The sequence below is a fragment of the Bacillus sp. FDAARGOS_1420 genome (assembly GCF_019344915.1).
GTDB lineage: Bacteria > Bacillota > Bacilli > Bacillales > Bacillaceae_G > Bacillus_A > Bacillus_A mycoides.
In genome coordinates this window covers 75,613-92,209 of the sequence record NZ_JAHWJB010000002.1, presented here as the reverse complement: position 1 = coordinate 92,209, position 16,597 = coordinate 75,613, and the positions used below count along the sequence as shown (strand labels likewise).

Annotated in this window: 16 protein-coding genes; 2 read left to right on the top strand and 14 right to left on the bottom strand. The window is 37.3% G+C overall.

What is annotated here, in order from left to right:
• Positions 1–10 precede the first annotated feature (10 nt).
• The 3 genes from I6L50_RS10690 to I6L50_RS10680 all read right to left on the bottom strand — a co-directional run bounded on the left by I6L50_RS10690 (position 11) and on the right by I6L50_RS10680 (position 3,553).
• On the bottom strand, positions 11–862 hold the full coding sequence (locus I6L50_RS10690; RefSeq protein ID WP_219301369.1) for an ABC transporter permease: 852 nt from the start codon (positions 860–862) through the stop codon (positions 11–13).
• Between the two features lie 6 nt (positions 863–868).
• Complete coding sequence (locus tag I6L50_RS10685; RefSeq protein WP_002125592.1) at positions 869–1,819, bottom strand: ABC transporter permease; 951 nt, start codon at positions 1,817–1,819, stop codon at positions 869–871.
• Positions 1,820–1,966: 147 nt separating this feature from the next.
• Entirely contained in the window at positions 1,967–3,553 is a 1,587-nt protein-coding gene (locus I6L50_RS10680; RefSeq protein ID WP_219301367.1) for an ABC transporter substrate-binding protein, read from the bottom strand.
• 473 nt (positions 3,554–4,026) lie between these two features.
• Here I6L50_RS10680 and I6L50_RS10675 point away from each other — a divergent pair, with 473 nt between their 5' ends.
• Positions 4,027–4,365 (top strand): hypothetical protein, encoded by a 339-nt coding sequence (locus tag I6L50_RS10675; RefSeq protein WP_219301366.1) that lies wholly within the window; start codon positions 4,027–4,029, stop codon positions 4,363–4,365.
• A 107-nt stretch (positions 4,366–4,472) separates the two neighbouring features.
• Here the strand turns inward: I6L50_RS10675 and I6L50_RS10670 are convergent, their stop codons facing one another.
• From I6L50_RS10670 to I6L50_RS10640, 7 genes are all read right to left on the bottom strand, one after another.
• On the bottom strand, positions 4,473–4,985 hold the full coding sequence (locus tag I6L50_RS10670; RefSeq protein WP_002030070.1) for a hypothetical protein: 513 nt from the start codon (positions 4,983–4,985) through the stop codon (positions 4,473–4,475).
• Between the two features lie 147 nt (positions 4,986–5,132).
• Positions 5,133–6,110, bottom strand: coding sequence for an ornithine cyclodeaminase family protein (locus tag I6L50_RS10665; protein ID WP_219301364.1), 978 nt, complete (start codon positions 6,108–6,110; stop codon positions 5,133–5,135).
• Positions 6,111–6,278: 168 nt separating this feature from the next.
• The gene (locus I6L50_RS10660) at positions 6,279–7,331 is read right to left on the bottom strand and encodes a proline racemase family protein (RefSeq protein WP_219301362.1); all 1,053 of its coding nucleotides are present in this window, start codon (positions 7,329–7,331) and stop codon (positions 6,279–6,281) included.
• 295 nt (positions 7,332–7,626) lie between these two features.
• On the bottom strand, positions 7,627–8,088 hold the full coding sequence (locus I6L50_RS10655) for a VOC family protein (RefSeq protein WP_078184551.1): 462 nt from the start codon (positions 8,086–8,088) through the stop codon (positions 7,627–7,629).
• Between the two features lie 249 nt (positions 8,089–8,337).
• A complete protein-coding gene (gene lhgO, locus I6L50_RS10650; RefSeq protein WP_219301360.1) occupies positions 8,338–9,540 on the bottom strand; it encodes an L-2-hydroxyglutarate oxidase in 1,203 nt (400 codons plus the stop codon).
• A 57-nt stretch (positions 9,541–9,597) separates the two neighbouring features.
• Positions 9,598–10,536, bottom strand: coding sequence for a glutarate dioxygenase GlaH (gene glaH / locus I6L50_RS10645; protein ID WP_219301358.1), 939 nt, complete (start codon positions 10,534–10,536; stop codon positions 9,598–9,600).
• 528 nt (positions 10,537–11,064) lie between these two features.
• Positions 11,065–11,418: a DUF3870 domain-containing protein gene (locus tag I6L50_RS10640; RefSeq protein ID WP_001225455.1), complete on the bottom strand. Its 354-nt coding sequence runs from the start codon at positions 11,416–11,418 to the stop codon at positions 11,065–11,067.
• 308 nt (positions 11,419–11,726) lie between these two features.
• Here I6L50_RS10640 and I6L50_RS10635 point away from each other — a divergent pair, with 308 nt between their 5' ends.
• Positions 11,727–11,873, top strand: a complete 147-nt coding sequence (locus I6L50_RS10635) for a YflJ family protein (protein WP_002010895.1) — start codon at positions 11,727–11,729, stop codon at positions 11,871–11,873.
• A 153-nt stretch (positions 11,874–12,026) separates the two neighbouring features.
• On the opposite strand, the gene I6L50_RS10630 is transcribed toward I6L50_RS10635, so the two are convergent.
• The 4 genes from I6L50_RS10630 to I6L50_RS10615 form a co-directional block, all read right to left on the bottom strand.
• Complete coding sequence (locus I6L50_RS10630) at positions 12,027–12,980, bottom strand: TRM11 family SAM-dependent methyltransferase (protein ID WP_219301356.1); 954 nt, start codon at positions 12,978–12,980, stop codon at positions 12,027–12,029.
• 173 nt (positions 12,981–13,153) lie between these two features.
• On the bottom strand, positions 13,154–14,743 hold the full coding sequence (locus I6L50_RS10625) for an N-acetylmuramoyl-L-alanine amidase (protein ID WP_219301354.1): 1,590 nt from the start codon (positions 14,741–14,743) through the stop codon (positions 13,154–13,156).
• Positions 14,744–14,963: 220 nt separating this feature from the next.
• Positions 14,964–16,013: a M42 family metallopeptidase gene (locus I6L50_RS10620; RefSeq protein WP_219301353.1), complete on the bottom strand. Its 1,050-nt coding sequence runs from the start codon at positions 16,011–16,013 to the stop codon at positions 14,964–14,966.
• A gap of 249 nt (positions 16,014–16,262) precedes the next feature.
• Entirely contained in the window at positions 16,263–16,589 is a 327-nt protein-coding gene (locus I6L50_RS10615; RefSeq protein WP_002125566.1) for a nucleoside triphosphate pyrophosphohydrolase, read from the bottom strand.
• Between the last annotated feature and the right edge of the window lie 8 nt (positions 16,590–16,597).

Below are 16,597 nucleotides of genomic sequence, written 5' to 3'. Positions count from 1 at the left end.
ACTTAAAGCATTAGTTCTCATGATGAGCCCCTTTTGGTGCGAAAGCTTTTTTCAACGCTTCACCGATTACGTTAAAGCTTAGTACAGTTAATAAAATAAGGAACCCTGGGAAAAGTGTTAAATACCAAGCTTCACCTATGTATCCTTGAGCATTATTTAGCATGCTGCCCCAAGAAGAATCTGGTTCTCTAATACCTAATCCTAAGAAGCTAAGTGATGATTCCATTAAAATCGATGTCGCAATTGTTAATGTCGCTGCGATTATAATGGTTGATAAAATGTTCGGAATGATGTGTCTTACAATAATCATCAATGATTTTTGTCCGGATACTTTTGCATATAAAACGTACTCACGCTCTTTTACAGATAACGTTTCTGCCCTTACGATACGCGCGGTATCCATCCACGTTAATAATCCGATAATAAGAACAAGCGTTGTAATTCCTGGTTTTAAATACGCATTTAATAACAGCATTAAAAAGAATGATGGAATTGACATTAAAACTTCAACAATTCGCATTAAGAAGTTGTCTAACTTTCCGCCAAAATATCCACTAATTGTTCCTACTGCGGTTCCGATTGTAATGGAAACAACCATCGCTAAAAAACCAACGGCAAGGGAAACTCGTCCGCCATATAACGCTCTCGTTAAGTAATCCCTTCCGTAATCATCTGTGCCGAACGGATGACTCATACTCGGTTCTTGTAAACGATCTGGAATCGACATTTTACTAGGATCGTACGGTGATATGAATGCGAAAAGAGACGCGATTGTTAAAACACCCAGTATAATAACTCCCATTACTACAAACTTATTTTTTGTAAAACTATTTTTTATCGTTTGAAATCTCCTATTGTTCATTCCAAATCACCCCCTCATTCGAATGCGTGGATCTACTACGCCATATAAAATATCAGCAATTAAATTACCGAGAATTAACATGAACGATGATAATAATGTGATTGCCATAATAATTGGATAATCAAATCTAAAAATAGCATTCACCCCGAGTGAACCAAGTCCCGGCCATGAGAATACTGTTTCCGTAATGAACGCTCCGCCTACTAAACTTGGAATGGATAATCCGAAGATTGTAATGATCGGTATTAATACGTTTCGAAGTACGTGATTAAATAAAACTGTTTTCTGCGAAGCACCGTACGCATATTGAATTTGTACGTAATCTTCTTCTAATTGCTGAATTGTACTTGAGCGAATATATCTCATATAGACAGAGATGTTTTGGAACGCTAGCACCATGCAAGGTAAAATACCGTGCTGGACAATATCCAAGAAGGAATCTTGACCGACTGTGCGCATACCCATACTCGGAAGCATGTTCAATTTTAAAGAGAATAAATAGATTAATAGTAACGCGAACCAAAAGACTGGCATTGAGATTCCCACATAGGAGATGAAGTTCACAATGCGGTCAAAGAACGAGTTCTTTTTCACACCTGTAAATAATCCAAGCGGTATTGCGATTACAAATGAGACGAGTAAAGATGATCCCATTAACCCGATTGTTGCGGGTAATCTTTCTGTAATAAGTTCTAAAACAGGACGATGGTTTTGAAGTGAGTATCCAAAATTCCCTGTTAAAATATTTTTTAACCATAAAAAATATTGCACGTAAATCGGCTGATCTAGTCCTAAACTTTTGCGAATACGTTCAACGTCAATCGGACTCATATTCGGCGTTACAAAGTTTCGAACGGGATCGCCCGGCGCTAGTTTTATTAATAAAAAAGAAATAATAGAAATAACAAATAAAAGCGGAATCGCATTTAAAAGCCTCTTTGCAATTACTTTATACACAAACTTCCCCCCTCAAGATAAAGTGAAACTTTAATCAGCAGGACTTCCACCTAATTTTCTCGCATTCGCCAAGTTTTGAGGTGGGAGTCTTACTGCCCATTAAAGCGGGATAAAGAAGCTGATTTTCACCAGCTTCTTTACAGTTTCTTATTTCACTTCATAGATTTTCGATAGATCTTCAAACATTGTGACTGGAATTGCTTTTGCTTCTTTTAATCCATCAAACTTTTTATCTACTGCAATAACTGCTTTCGGATATGCGATTGGAAGATAAGGTAAGTCTTCTCTCGCTGTATCTTGGATTTTATGGTATAGCTCTGCGCGTTTTGTTTTATCTGTTTCAACCGCAGCTTCTTCCCATAATTTATCGAAATCAGCGTTTTTATAACGTGCATAATTGTATTCAGCATTACTTAAGAATAAACTCTTATATGAATCTGGCTCTGGTCCCATTATGTAACCACCGAATGTAATGTCATAGTCTTTATTCGCTTTATCTAAGCCTTTTTCACTTGCTGCACTAGCATCTAATGCATTCAGTTCAACTTGTAAACCAACTTCTTGTAATTTTTGTTGTGTATATAGCGCTAAGCTTTCCATAATTTTATTATTCGTTACATACATAACGCGTATTTTTTCTTTATCTTTCACACCAGCTTTTGCTAATAAATCTTTCGCTTCTTTTTGATCATACTTATACTCTTTAATATCTTTCGCATAATACATAGCGTCTGGCGTTAAGATTGAATTTGCTGGTTCTGCAAATTGACTAGAAACGAATGCTGAGTTAATCATTTCTTTCTTATCTAATGCATGTGCAATTGCTTGGCGCACTTCTTTTTTCTTCATAAGGTCTGTATTAAAGTTATAAGCTAAGTAGAATAATCTACCTTCAGGGAATGTCACCATTGAGAAGTTCCCAGTGCTATCTAATTTCTTAAAGTCTTGCGGCTCAATCATTTTCATATTGATTTGACCATTTTGAAGTGAAACGTTTGCCGTATTACGGTCTTTTACAACGCGGTACACGACAGAATCTAATTTCGCTTTACCAGCAAAATAATCATCGAATCGCTCTAGCGCAACATATTCATCTGACTTAAATTCTTTTAATTTAAATGGACCTGACCCTACAGGTTGTAGGTTTTTCTTACTCTTCACTAAATCTGCTTCACCTTCAAATACATGTTTCGGAATTGGGAAGAAGTCATTCATAACCCCTTCGAAAGATGCACTTACTTGTGGTAATACAAATTGAGTCGTTAGCTCATCCACTTTTTTCACCTCAAGCGGCTTTCCTTTAAAAATAAAGTTTTCACGGCTTGAACTATTTTGCTTCTCATCTAGAATAGATTTGAATGTAAATACAATATCATCTGATGTAATTTTCTTACCATCATGCCATTTCAAATTATCCTTTAATTTTAAAGTCCATGTTAATTGATCCTCTGAAGGCGTAAAGCTCTCAGCAAGAACAAATTTTTTCTTACCGTCTTCCATATGATACAGCGGTGCATATAAAGCTTGCTGTATCGTGAGCGAGACACGATCATTCGCATAAAGCGGGTTCATCGTATCTGGATTATCACTAACACCAACTGTTAACGTTCCTCCATCTTTCGGAGTCCCTGATTTACTAGTTCCTGCTTGCTTCGAAGAATCTTTCTCCCCTGAGCAAGCCGCTAATGCAATAAGTAATAGTAGGACAAATGGTAATGCAAACAACTTCTTCATATTTCGACCCCTCTCGACTATTTACACCTATAAGAAAACTCGGAATTAATACCGAGTTTTCTTATAGGTTTTAAATTACCACTACCCGTATGTATTGTCAAACTTTTTAGCAAAGATAGACAGTTTGAAATCTATTAATGAATTCTTGCGATAAAGTGAAACTTTAATCAGTGGGGGTTTGTCCATCCCCCACTGATTATTAGCCTTCACCAATCGGGCTTTTACGGGCAGTTGATCTCCCACCTAACTCCTCCGCATTCGCCGAATTTTGAGGTGGGAGTCTTACTGCCCGGCAAATAGCGGGATAAAATATATTTATGCGGGGGGTAAAATAAAAAGACCACGAATAGGTAGCCTCGTAAAATGAGTTGAAAAACTAGCAGCCTACAGAAAGTTTCTCTGAAATGGTTCTTATATATAATTGAAAATGTAGAATGAGATTAAAGATAAAAAAGCATTTTTAGGAGGTTATCATGACGTTTGATGAATTGAAAAAAAACAAACCAACAACCCCATGGGTTGAGCATGATGAAGATGGGGAATTTTTCACTGAAGAAAATATAAGTGCAACAAATAAGGTTCTTGACACTTACATTAACAATTTAGTGCAATTAGGCGAGAACCCAACCGAAGCCGAAGTAATGCAAGTTGTTAAAGAGGTAGTTATTAAAATAAATGAACTAAATATCGAACATGACCATTTTATCGAAACAATGGAAAGAGAAGATCTCTATGAATTTATCGATACAGCAGCACGAATAGCTGGCTTAGAATCCGAAGAAGACATAACAGAAGAATGGCGAGAATGGTAAAAAAGCTGCATACTTGATGTCTAAATTTACTCCTTCATAAAACTTTGTCCCCTATTCTCCAATTGGAAAATAAGGGACAAACAAAGCTAATCAAATACTGATATACATTAAAATCTCCATTCATTTCCCATTACTTTAAAATACAGTTTTTCAAACCCACTAAAATACTTACTATAAATACTTAACATTTCAATATATGTATGAATAACTTGACTTAAATCAAAATGAACACCATCTTTAGCTAAGTCATAGCTATCGTCTAGACTATACAATTCAAAGTATTCCGCCTCCCAATGCACCCCCCTGTTGACTAAAAGTCTAGTGGTGCATTTAATTGATTCTTCAATCGTCAGTTCATGTTTTTTTAGTTTTTCATGAATGACGGAAAGAGTTAACTTAACAGTGTATTCTTCATCAACTGTGCTACTAAACTCAAATAACTTCCCTTCAATATCATCTATCTTTGCTTTAGACATTAAGGATATCTCAATTATTTCATATGGCGGACTGTCACTTGCTTCAATCAATTTATCACACCATTGAATTACTTCAGCTTTACTCCACAACCCACAGCAAAGCCCTAAGCCATAAATACGAGTTAATTTCCGAACTAAATCCAAGGTTTCTCACCTGCAATTTCTTATATGCATTTTTGTTTAATTTTAACAGAATATATGATACATCACATAATTTCTTTGCAAACACTACACATTACAATTGAGATGCATACGCGCATTATAAACAAAAAGACCGCCCAAAAGGCAGCCTCACAACTGAATCGTAGTACCCACTCCACGTTCCATCGCTTTTTCATATAAGTATTTCGCCACTATTATATCTACTACTGCTAAACCTACTGATTTGAAAATAGTAATCTCTTCATCGTTCTCTCTACCAGCTTTTTCTCCGCTAATGATTTGACCAAGTTCAGCGTGGATGTCGCTCGCTTCAAATAATCCTTCTTTTATCGGAACTTGAAGGTCACCCGTTTCTTCTAGTGCTGCCTCTTTTGATTCGACTACTACTTTGTTTGCGTTCGCGATGGCGTGGGATGGTAGTTCTTGCATGCTCGGTCTAAATGAACCGACGGCGTTTATGTGGACGCCTTTTTTTAGTTTTTCTGAGAAGACTGGTGTGGATGCATTCGTTGTTGTGACGATGATGTCTGCTTCGCTTATTGCTTCATTTGGATTTGTGTAAACGTAAGCCGGTTTGCTGAATTTTTCTTGTATATATTGCGCAAATGCATACGCTTTTTCTTCTGTTCGGTTGTATAGGATGATTTTTTCAATATCCCTAACGGCGAGTACAGCTTCTGCAATTCCTTTCGCTTGTTCACCGGTACCGATAATGCATAAGGTTTTTGCGTTATGACGAGCTAAATGTTTTGTCGCTACTCCTGATAAGGCGCCTGTTCGAATCATCGTTAAGTACGATCCTTCTAAAAGTGCAAGCGGTTCTCCCGTTTGAAAGTCTGATAGTATAACGATCCCGTTTATCGTTTTCTTTCCTATCTTTTTATTATGCGGAGCTACCGTTACTACTTTTAAACCGAGCGCTTCGAGTCCTTCCGCTACTGAAGGCATAATTAATGCGGTATTTTGGCCGTTCGCAAATGGTAATGAGCCGCGAATTGGTGTGATCGTTCTTTCTGCTGAAAATTCTTTTAAAGCAAGCGCCGCGTATTCAATGACTTCCTTCATATTTACTAAGTTTCGTTGTTCGTTCGCGCTTATGACTAGCATATCTTTCCGCCTCCTCCTTCTACCCCGTATTAACGGGCAGTAAGACTCCCATCTGAAAATTAGGTTGGACAAAGACGTTATATGGGAGATCAACTGCCCGTAAAAACCCGATTGGTTCAACTAATAATCAGTGGAGGATAAACCCCCTCCACTGATTAAAGTTTCACTTTATCCTAACAAAAATCCCCGATTCAAATCATCCCTCGGATCTATAACAAACTGATGAAATCCTGTAATAAATGCATTCCCCGTTACTTTCGGAACGACAGCTTCATATTTATCTACCGCTGTTACCGACAATACTTCTCCCTCAAATTGGCCGTCAGTAATGCATTCGTGGATGAACATCTCTCTTTTTTGTAAGGCATCTTTTTCAAAAAGAGTTGCGATTCTTGCGGATGTTCCTGTACCGCAAGGGGAACGGTCTACTTGCCCATCAGCAAAGATCGTTACATTTCGTAAAGTAGCGTCTTTTCCTTTCGGTTCATCTGAGAAAATAACTCCGTATATTCCTTTTAAATCTTCTTCAAGTGGATGTTTTACTTCCATTTGACTTTCAATGTAGTCTTTAATTTTACCGCCCCACGTTTGAATTGCAGCTAAATCTTTAAAATCGACTTTCAAACCAAACTCTTTACTATCCACTACAGCGTAGAATGCTCCGCCAAACGCGATATCTACTTGAAATTCATAGTCATCTATTTTGATAGGAACGTCTTTCTTGTATACGAACGAAGGAACGTTTTCAAATGATACTGACTCTACTTCGCTCCCGTTAAATGTTGCGTACGCAATAACTTCCCCAGCAGGGCTATCGATAATGAATTTTTGTTTTTCACCTGTCACTTCAAACATACCTGTTTCAATTCCAACTGTAATAACAGCGATAATTCCGTGACCACACATCGTACTCCAGCCTTCATTGTGCATAAATAATACGCCAAAATCAGCATGAGGACTTGCAGGCGGAGTAATGATGCAACCGTACATTCCGTGATGTCCTCTCGGTTCATACATAAGAACCTCGCGAAGATGATCCAAATGTTCCATGCAGTATGCGCGTTTTTCTAATTGCGTTTCTCCCTTTACCTCTGGCACTCCGCCCGTAATAATTCGAAGCGGTTCCCCAGCTACGTGAGCATCAATTGTTGTGTATATTTTACTAACCTTCATTTCTATCTCTCCCCTATATGTTAATACTATTTTCATTGCAAGTATCATGCCAACGCATAGAGTATAAAGTGAAACTTTAATCAGTGGGGGGGCTTCATCCCCCACTGATTATTAGCCCACACCAATCGGGCTTTTACGGGCAGTTAATGCGGGATAAATCTGTATACATTTTTTAAAAAATACACACTACTGTCTACTTTTTTATACAGTAGGTGATTATTAGCCCCAAAACAAAAAAATCCCCCAAAAACTCAGGGGGTGATTTAAGCCATAGTTTTGCCACTTAGATAAGGTTATGGTTCCCTTTAAAATAGCGTTGCGAAATTCGAGTTAAAAATCAAATTTATTCTTCACTCTCCAAGCTTTCCCACTCACTCAAATACATGACGTCTTGTTTTACTTTTTTCTTTTCAGGAAGTAAACATAGAAATTCTAAAGAATTGCCGTCAGGATCGTAAAAATAAAGATTTGCAGTCGGTGTCCACGTTTGAACCATAGGCTCGGAAGGTTCAAGACCGAAAGCAGCCCTTGGGTTTATTCCTTTATTAAGAAGCCATTCTCTTGCATGAATGATTTCTTCATAGTTAACCTTGAATGCAAAGTGACTTGTATGGAATGCTTCTTCCGATACTTCCCAAATGCCCAGCATTTGTTCCTTCTTATTTTCTTTATCAAACCAAAAGAAAGCTACACGGCGTTCTTCAATAGTGCGAGCATGAAATAATCCAAGTTTAGTATAAAACTCTTTTGCCACTTCTAAATTTTTTGTTTTAACATGTGTTTCATATAAAGTACCTGGAAACAAAGCATATCCCTCCTTTATATTTTTAGAATCCTTACTATAAAGCCTACTTTAATAAACTAGAAATAGAAGTGATATCGTATTTCCTTTAAATATTTTTCAATTTCGTAGTCCTAATGCTGAGGAAAAACTACCACTGATTAAAGCTTCACTTTGTGAGAAGGGATTCTTCAAATTCATGATTCACGGTAATATTATCGTTCAAAGTGAGGCGGATTTATGACTCAACTCACTCGGGGGACACATTACCAATCAAACCCTAACCGCCACCACATCCGGCACTTGCCTTACAATCTCCTCACCAATCTTTATACTAGCCGTTGCCGCTGGAGATGGCGCATTACAAATATGCAGGGAATTGATACCAGGGATAATGCAGAAGTCATCAACCATATTTCCGTTCGATAAAATGGCTTGTGCCCTTACACCTGCATGGGTTGGTACGATATCTTTCTCTGTAAGTTCTGGTATTAGGCGCTGCAAGCTTTTTAGGAATGATTGTTTACTAAATGAGCGCACCATTTCTTTTATGCCTTCTTTCATATTTGGCATCGCCATTTTCCAAAAGCCTGCGTATGTCATTGTTTCCATGAAGTCTTTTATATCAAAGTCTGTTTTCGTATAGCCTTCGCGTTTGAAGCTTAATACTGCATTCGGTCCTGCATGTACGTCTCCGTTTATCATTCTTGTGAAATGAACACCTAGAAATGGGAATTCTGGATTTGGAACTGGATAGATTAAATGTTTTACGAGATGGCGTTTTTCTGGGACAAGTTCGTAATATTCACCACGAAACGGAACAATTTTCATATCCGTTAATATGCCTGTCTTTTTCGCAATGCGATCACTATGTAATCCGGCGCAGTTAATGAGAAATTTCGATTTAAATACACCTTGATTTGTTTCAATTGTTACGGCGTCTTTCTTCTCAGTAATACGCTCCGCCGCTGTTCCTAAATGTACTTCTCCCCCGCTTTCTTGAATTAAGCGAGCAAATGCATAACTTACTCCTTTATAATCAGCAATTCCGCAAGAAGGAACACGGATTGCCCCAAGTCCCTTTACATGAGGTTCAATTTCAGCTAATTTTTCCTTATCTATTTTTTCAATATGTAAATCGTTTTGTAAGCCCCTTTCATATAAGTTATGTAAAAGAGGAAGTTCGTCCTTTTCTGTAGCGACAATTACTTTTCCACACATGTCATAAGCGATGTCATTTTCTTTACAAAATTGAACCATAGCTGCGTTTCCTTCTTTAGCAAACTTCGCTTTATAACTCCCTGGTTTATAATAAATTCCAGAGTGAATTACACCGCTATTATGTCCAGTTTGATGATGTGCAAGTTCCTTTTCTTTTTCAATGATCGCGATTTTCGCACGAGGGAATTTTTTCGTTAAAGCCATTCCCGTTGAAAGCCCAACAATTCCTCCGCCAATAATTATAAAGTCATACATCCTACTTCCCCCTTAATATGATGAAAGGCAGGCCTTTTTTAAGACCCGCCGTACATATTATTTAGAAAAACAACCACGTTGACGCATTAGTTCTCTATATAAATCTTTATTTTTTTCAAATGCAGCTCTTCCGTGCATCCAAAATAAGTTGTTTAAAAGAACTAAGTCACCAATTGGTAATTTCAATGCATGTGTTGCTGGTGAGTTTTCAACAGAATATGATAAGTCTTTCAAATAGTTTGCTTGTTCAATATTATCTGGATAAGCGAACTGATCAATAAAGCAAATACATGGTGCGTTATTTACATCAAAAAATGTTTCACGATAGACGATTTCTTGCGCATTTTTACTTGGTGGTGCTTTATACGTAACTTTAACAGATGCGAGTGAATGATTTCTAAACTTTTGAAGGTCTTCCCAATCGTCTAAATGTAGTAAACGTGATTCCCCTCCTACTGCATTTTGCTCTTCAATTTTCATCATAAGAAGCCAATCTGTCGGCTCATCAACGAATGTACCGTCTGTATGCAGTGTAAACAATCGGTACGCTTGACGAAGGTAAGAATCACTACTATCCGTATCTTTCACATTAAACCTAGCATAATACGTTCCTGTCATTGCATCAAAGTTTGGCTCCCCGATTAAATGTGTTAATGCTGTTGCAAATTTCACATAGTCTGCTGGATCTGCCGTTTCACCTTGCACCCCAATCGTAAATCCGCCCGTTTCACGGTCATGAATAATGCCGCGAATGTTATCCATAAATGATTGCCCAAAAATCTTTCTCATTCCATCCGCAAGATTAAACCGAGAATAAGGAATATATTGCAGTGACTGCTCTGAATGCTCTTTTACCTCTTCAAAAAACTGCTTAAGCAATTGCTGGTTTAGCGTAATATGATATAAACGTTTATGCTCTGGATGAGGAACAATCTCATACCCCTCATATTTCTTTGCAAATTTCATCTTCGTATTTTGTTCTGTAATAATCGACATTTCAATTCCTCCCTAATTTAAATATGAAGAACGTATTGACGTTTTTTACAGACAGTTATCCTTATCTTCTTATGCTGAGATTCGGTCTTACTGCCCTAACATCGAAAAAGCCAGTCATACGTATCCACGACTTAAAATCGTAGAAACGTACAACTGGCTCATAATTACGAGTGTTCTTTAATCTCTTAAAGTACAATAATAATAGACAGTTTGTATGAAAATATTTGTAAAACAGGAAAGCAAGATCGAATATAGAGAAGGCTAATTTCTCGTATGGATCTTATTAATTAAATAATAATTCAAAATATTCTAACTGTCAATTCGTTTTTTATTATTTTCTCTACATACTTTATACATTTTAAAAATCCCCTTACTTTCTACGCACCCTCTTTTTTTCATCTCTTGTTTTACAACTTACACTTCATTTAACTTTTTCATAGTTCTTGCCTCCTCAATAAAATAAGCCAGTCGTATCTCTTTAAAAGAAATACAACTGGCTCTCGTTTATGGTTGTAAACTAGATAGTTTTTATGGTGTTGTTTCCTCGTACTCTCCTCTAGGCTGTTCATCATTTAAATAACTTACATATTGGCGATGTAAATCTTTCACCGCACTGACGATAGCATTTTGCGCTTTTCCTTGATAATGGTCCGTAATATCTTGAACGATTTCTTCAATACCATCTTGCAAACTATGCCCTCTCAACATTTGAGCGACGAAGTCTCTACCGTGCTCTGTCGCAAGCGTACATGACGCTTCAATAATAACGTGATATTTATGATCTGCCTCAATTGTAATCGTTAATGTTTCATACATACTGCGAACAGCCATACCTTTCGGAAGTCTCGAATGTCCTGCCATAAAAAAAGTCCCTTTACGCATATTTCATCCTCCATTACTATGTTAAGAGCCAGAAAAACAATGTACACATTTGCATTGAATTTTACTACCCTTATCCTTATAGCTCGTACTTCTGCTAAAGAAGCTCAAGTGGAAAGAAGTTACTCTTTTCATTTTCAAACATAAATCCGGGCTTACAGCGAGGCTAATCACTGTCATCCGATAATAAGTTAATCATATTAAAAATAAACTGAATATTCAATATTAAATTCCGCAAATTTCATGAATAAAAAAGAAAATTCTCTCGCCCCGGCACATATACTGTTCAAAAGAAAAAAGGAAGTGGTCTCATGTATTACGGAACGAAAGGCTGGTACGTAGCTGAGCTAAAAAAATTAGGTGTTCGCTATCATGAAGGACGAAAACTAGAAAGTTACCGCGCACACGTATTACGCAATTTATTAATCGCACAACAAGAGACAACGAAAGAAGAGTAATCTGATATCGGTTGATTCTCTGAATATATCAGCGATTCGACATAAAATATCGACTTATCAACAAATCCCGCCAAATCATCCCTCCACTCCACCAACCAATCACACATCAATACAAACCAAAAAAAGGTCACCCAAACGGGTGACCCTTCTTTCTTATTCACAAACAAGAATTTGTCTAGAAAATGATCCTTTTCTTGTGATACAGCGATCTGTAATTTCAAATCCTGCTTCATGGATCATGTCGTCCATTGTTTCCATCGTGACAACGACTACCTTTTTTGCAATGCGGCGCGCACTTGAGAGAATGGAAAACTGGTCTTCTGGTGTTGCATGCGTAAATAAGTCGTAGGGCATATCGATAATTGCAACGTCGTAGTTCTCAGTAATTTCTTCAATTGGACCTTTTGTTACTGTTCCTTCAAACCCGAAATGTACGATGTTTTTTCTCGTTCCAAGAACTACAAGTGGATTAATATCTCTACCAACGATGTTAATTCCCATAGAAAGTGCTTCTACTACTACTGTTCCTATTCCGCAGCACGGGTCAATCGCTCGTACTCCATCTGGGTTTGGTACAGCGATATTTGCGACAGCTCTAGCAACACGTGTGCTCAGTGATGTCGAATAGCTATGCGGTTTTTTTATGTGATGATACCAAACCGGATCACTTTCTACATAGTGTCCGAAGTACCAGCGTCCTCCAAGAGGAACAATCCCGAATACACGCTCTGGATTACGAACATCCGCTTCTCCTTCAATATGCATACCGAGGTCTCGTTCAATAAGGCGTCTTTCTCCATATTCAATTTTATTTTCTTTACCAAGATCATTGATTTTAACGAAGATAACTTTGAATGTCGCTCCTGCTAAATCAATTTGTTCCACTTGTTCTAAAATGCTTTCTAAGTCGTCCCCTTCATACATAACCTCGACGCGCTCTTTAATAAACGGACTTCTACTCGGAGCAATCTTGACTTCACTTTTTAAAATATTAACGTGAGACTCCATCCCAAAGAACGAGCGCATTTCCAAGTAACATAAAGCACGCTCCTCTTCGCGAAATGCATACGTATATATACATGCAGGTGTTTTACTATGATTACTCAATCTATTATCATCCTTTATCGTTTAAAATTGTTATGATCACAATTACTCGAATACCTTTTTTACGTAAAATTAAATGATATCATATGCTTGAAATAAAGAGAAACCTTTATAATTCATTTAATAAATAAAAGAGACTGCATCTCAGCAATCTCTTCTATCATTCTCTCTATTTATTAACGGTACGAAGATACGTCATTACCCATTGCTTCGTAGTAATCTAAAATACCTTGATAAATAGCTTCTGCTGCACTTTGTCTCTGTTCTGGTGTAGCAATTTTATCTGCATCGTTTTTATTATCTACAAATGCTAATTCTGCTAATACAGCTGGCATCGTGTTTTCTCTAATTACATATAAATCGCCTTTCTTCACACCGCGATCTTTTGTTCCAAGTGCATCTACAAGACGCTCTTGAATTTTCTCTGCTAATAAACGACTTTCTGATACATTCGGGTTTGTCCCTCTTGCTGTCGCTGATTCATAGTAGAATGTTTCTGTACCTTGTCCATTTTTACTTTCCGTACCATTACCATGGATACTTACAAAGATATCCCCATTATTTTTTTGAGCAAATTCTACACGTTTCTTTAAAGAATCAGAAGCACTTGTTCCTGGACGTGTATCATCTGTACGAGTGAATAACACAGTAAACGGTGTCTTTTTCTCAAATATTTTCTGTAATCGTAATGATACATCTAATACGGTTTGACTTTCTTTCTCATAATAACCAGGATTCCCTGAGTCAATTCCCCCATGACCTGGATCAATAATAATCGCTTTACCTTCTAGGAAGTTACCTTGCTTCACTGGGTTTAATTGATTTTTATCCACCCATTGGAAGCCAGCTCCCATACGGATACGAATCCAGCTATCTTTCTCTTCAATAACAGTTACTTGTTGTGCTTTATGTGTGCCTACCACTGTAGACGTATGTGAAGCTTCTTGATATGTAGTGAATTCTTGATTAATAGACTCTGTTTTTTCTTGTAATAGTGTCCACTTCTCACCTTTACTTGTTACAACCTTCAACCAACCGTCCGCTCTTTGCTCTTTCACTTCAAGCATTTGTGGCTTATGTTGAGTGTCAGTAATACCAGATGATAACGATGCTTGATGATATGTAATAAAGTTTCTATTCATATACATTCTTTTCGATGTATTTATTTTATTTTTATCTGCCATCGCGATGAACTGAGCTGCTTCAGCACGACTTACAGTACCGTCAGGATTCCAGCCATTTCCTGTACCCATTGAAATCTCTAAAGCTACTAAAATATTAGCTTGTTTCTTACCCCAATGAGGTTCCAAATCTTTAAACTGCGTTGGAAGTTCTCCAATAATTTTCTTATCTAATGAATATGCTTGTACAAGCATAGATGCCATTGATGCACGGTTAATTTGGCTTGATGGATTGAATTTCCCAGTACCATCTCCATTAATTACACCCGCTTTTTCTACCGCGGCAATATATGGTGCTGCCCAATGGTTTTGCGAATCTTTAAAAGATGGTTTCGCTTTTGGATCAATTGGTAAGCCAAGAACTGCTGCTAATATTTTTGCAGCTGATCCTTTATCTACTGCTTCAGATGGAGAAAACGTTCCGTCTGGTTTTCCATCAAGTGCTTTTTTCCCTACTAAATAGTCAACCGATTCCTGCGCCCATGTAGGAACATCCGAAAACTTTTTCCCTGCTGCGAAACTACTAACTGGAGACGATAATAAACTTGCGGCTAAAATACCAGCCGCGACTGCACGATACTTCATAAAAAATAATACCCCTCTCAAAAATCATTTACAATAACGCGTAATCTTAATATACAAATTATAACAAATTTGAGCGAAAAAAAATTAGTGCTCCTCTATCATTCTATAATACTAGAATCCTGTAGTAAACCTACTTTCTTAATATTGTACAATAAAATACAATTAAAGTATTTTTTATGCACAAAAAAGTGGCTGATTCATAGAATCAACCACCCTCTCACTATTCTACTATCATTTCTGATAACGCATATGCATAAACAAGTGCTTCTGTATGTGCAATCGAGCTTTCATGCGTACGCTCAAATGCGTGAGAAGAATCAATACCAGCTCCAATTAATGCATGTTTCACATCAAATCCAGCGTGAATCGCAGCTGATGCGTCTGATCCGTAGTAGGGATAAATATCCACTTTATATTCAATAGCATTCGCTTTCGCCAATTCAACTAAATGCTTACGTAAAGCGTAATAGTATGGACCGCTAGAGTCTTTCGCACAAATGGATACTGTATATTCATCAGATGTTTGTCCATCACCTAACGCTCCCATATCAATTGCTAAATATTCTACCGTTTCTTCTGGAATATTTGAGTTTCCACCGTATCCAATTTCTTCATTATTAGAAATTAAGAAATGTGTTGTATATGGCAATGTTACCTTTTCATCTTGCAATCTTTTAATTAATTTTAATAGAATTGCTACACTTACTTTATCGTCTAAATGACGTGATTTTATGTATCCACTCTCTGTAATTTGAACGCGTGGATCAAATGAAACGAAGTCTCCTACTTCAATTCCTAACTCACGTACTGCATCTGCTGAAAAGACACGCTCATCAATACGCACTTCAATATTTTTCTCATCGCGCTTCGCTTCCCCTGCATCTTTGTACACATGGACAGAAGTTTGATGCATTAAAATTGTGCCTGTATATTTCTTACCGCTTGACGTTTCAATTTCGCAATATTCTCCTTCTACAGAGTTCCAGCGAAATCCACCAATCATAGATAGACGAAGACGACCGTCAGGCTTAATTTCTTTCACCATTGCCCCTAACGTATCAACGTGTGCAGTTAATAAACGATGCTGCTCATCATTCTTTCCTTTAACCGTTAAAATAAGAGCACCTTTATTATTACGCTTCGTCTCTACATTCCACTCACTTACATAGTTTTCAATAAAACTAATAATTTTCGCCGTGTTTCCAGATGGACTTGGAATAGAGACAAGCTCCTTAATAAGTTCCATCGTTTCTTTCGTATGATGTGCCATTGTCGTTTCCTCCTCATTTTCTCTACTATTTAGTATAGCGAAATTACGATAAAACCTCTACTCATATAGCTTAATTTTCTAAATTATAATAAAATTCACTTTATCCTAATCTCAATGACAAAAAAGCACCGCATTATCTCCATTAACACTGTGCTTTTTCTATAAAGTGAAACTTTAATCAGCCCGACTCCTTCGCATTCGCCGAATTTTGAGTTGGGGGTCTTACTGCCCGCAAATAGCGGGATAAAACTACTCTTCCGAAACGTCCATTAAATAAATCCCTCTTGTAAACCCGCCGCGCTCTTCTTCTTTCTGCTTACGAATAAGCTCTACATCTTCCATTGTTGCACCTTCTGCACGCGCTAATGAAATAATAATTTCAAGTGCATCTGCAAGTGAATCTAGCGCATGTTCACGCTCTTTCATCGAAGCAAATTCACGAATTTCTTCTGTACCAATTTTCGCTAACGCTTGTATGTAAGCTTGTCCTGTTAATTTTTGTGCTGTATATGTTTTTCCAGACATCAAAATTTTCTCCGGGACACGATCTCTTACTAACCTGTTATAAGTTGACATCACTTTTC

Excerpts from the sequence above, each read along its gene's own strand:
- glaH (WP_219301358.1), bottom strand. The coding sequence starts at position 10,536 with ATGTCGATTATTACAGAACAAAATACGAAGATGAAATTTGCAAAGAAA.
- I6L50_RS10675 (WP_219301366.1), top strand. The coding sequence starts at position 4,027 with ATGACGTTTGATGAATTGAAAAAAAACAAACCAACAACCCCATGGGTT.
- I6L50_RS10620 (WP_219301353.1), bottom strand. The coding sequence starts at position 16,013 with ATGGCACATCATACGAAAGAAACGATGGAACTTATTAAGGAGCTTGTC.
- I6L50_RS10635 (WP_002010895.1), top strand. The coding sequence starts at position 11,727 with ATGTATTACGGAACGAAAGGCTGGTACGTAGCTGAGCTAAAAAAATTA.
- I6L50_RS10625 (WP_219301354.1), bottom strand. The coding sequence starts at position 14,743 with ATGAAGTATCGTGCAGTCGCGGCTGGTATTTTAGCCGCAAGTTTATTA.
- I6L50_RS10665 (WP_219301364.1), bottom strand. The coding sequence starts at position 6,110 with ATGCTAGTCATAAGCGCGAACGAACAACGAAACTTAGTAAATATGAAG.
- I6L50_RS10680 (WP_219301367.1), bottom strand. The coding sequence starts at position 3,553 with ATGAAGAAGTTGTTTGCATTACCATTTGTCCTACTATTACTTATTGCA.
- lhgO (WP_219301360.1), bottom strand. The coding sequence starts at position 9,540 with ATGTATGACTTTATAATTATTGGCGGAGGAATTGTTGGGCTTTCAACG.
- I6L50_RS10690 (WP_219301369.1), bottom strand. The coding sequence starts at position 862 with ATGAACAATAGGAGATTTCAAACGATAAAAAATAGTTTTACAAAAAAT.
- I6L50_RS10660 (WP_219301362.1), bottom strand. The coding sequence starts at position 7,331 with ATGATACTTGCAATGAAAATAGTATTAACATATAGGGGAGAGATAGAA.
- I6L50_RS10640 (WP_001225455.1), bottom strand. The coding sequence starts at position 11,418 with ATGCGTAAAGGGACTTTTTTTATGGCAGGACATTCGAGACTTCCGAAA.
- I6L50_RS10615 (WP_002125566.1), bottom strand. The coding sequence starts at position 16,589 with ATGTCAACTTATAACAGGTTAGTAAGAGATCGTGTCCCGGAGAAAATT.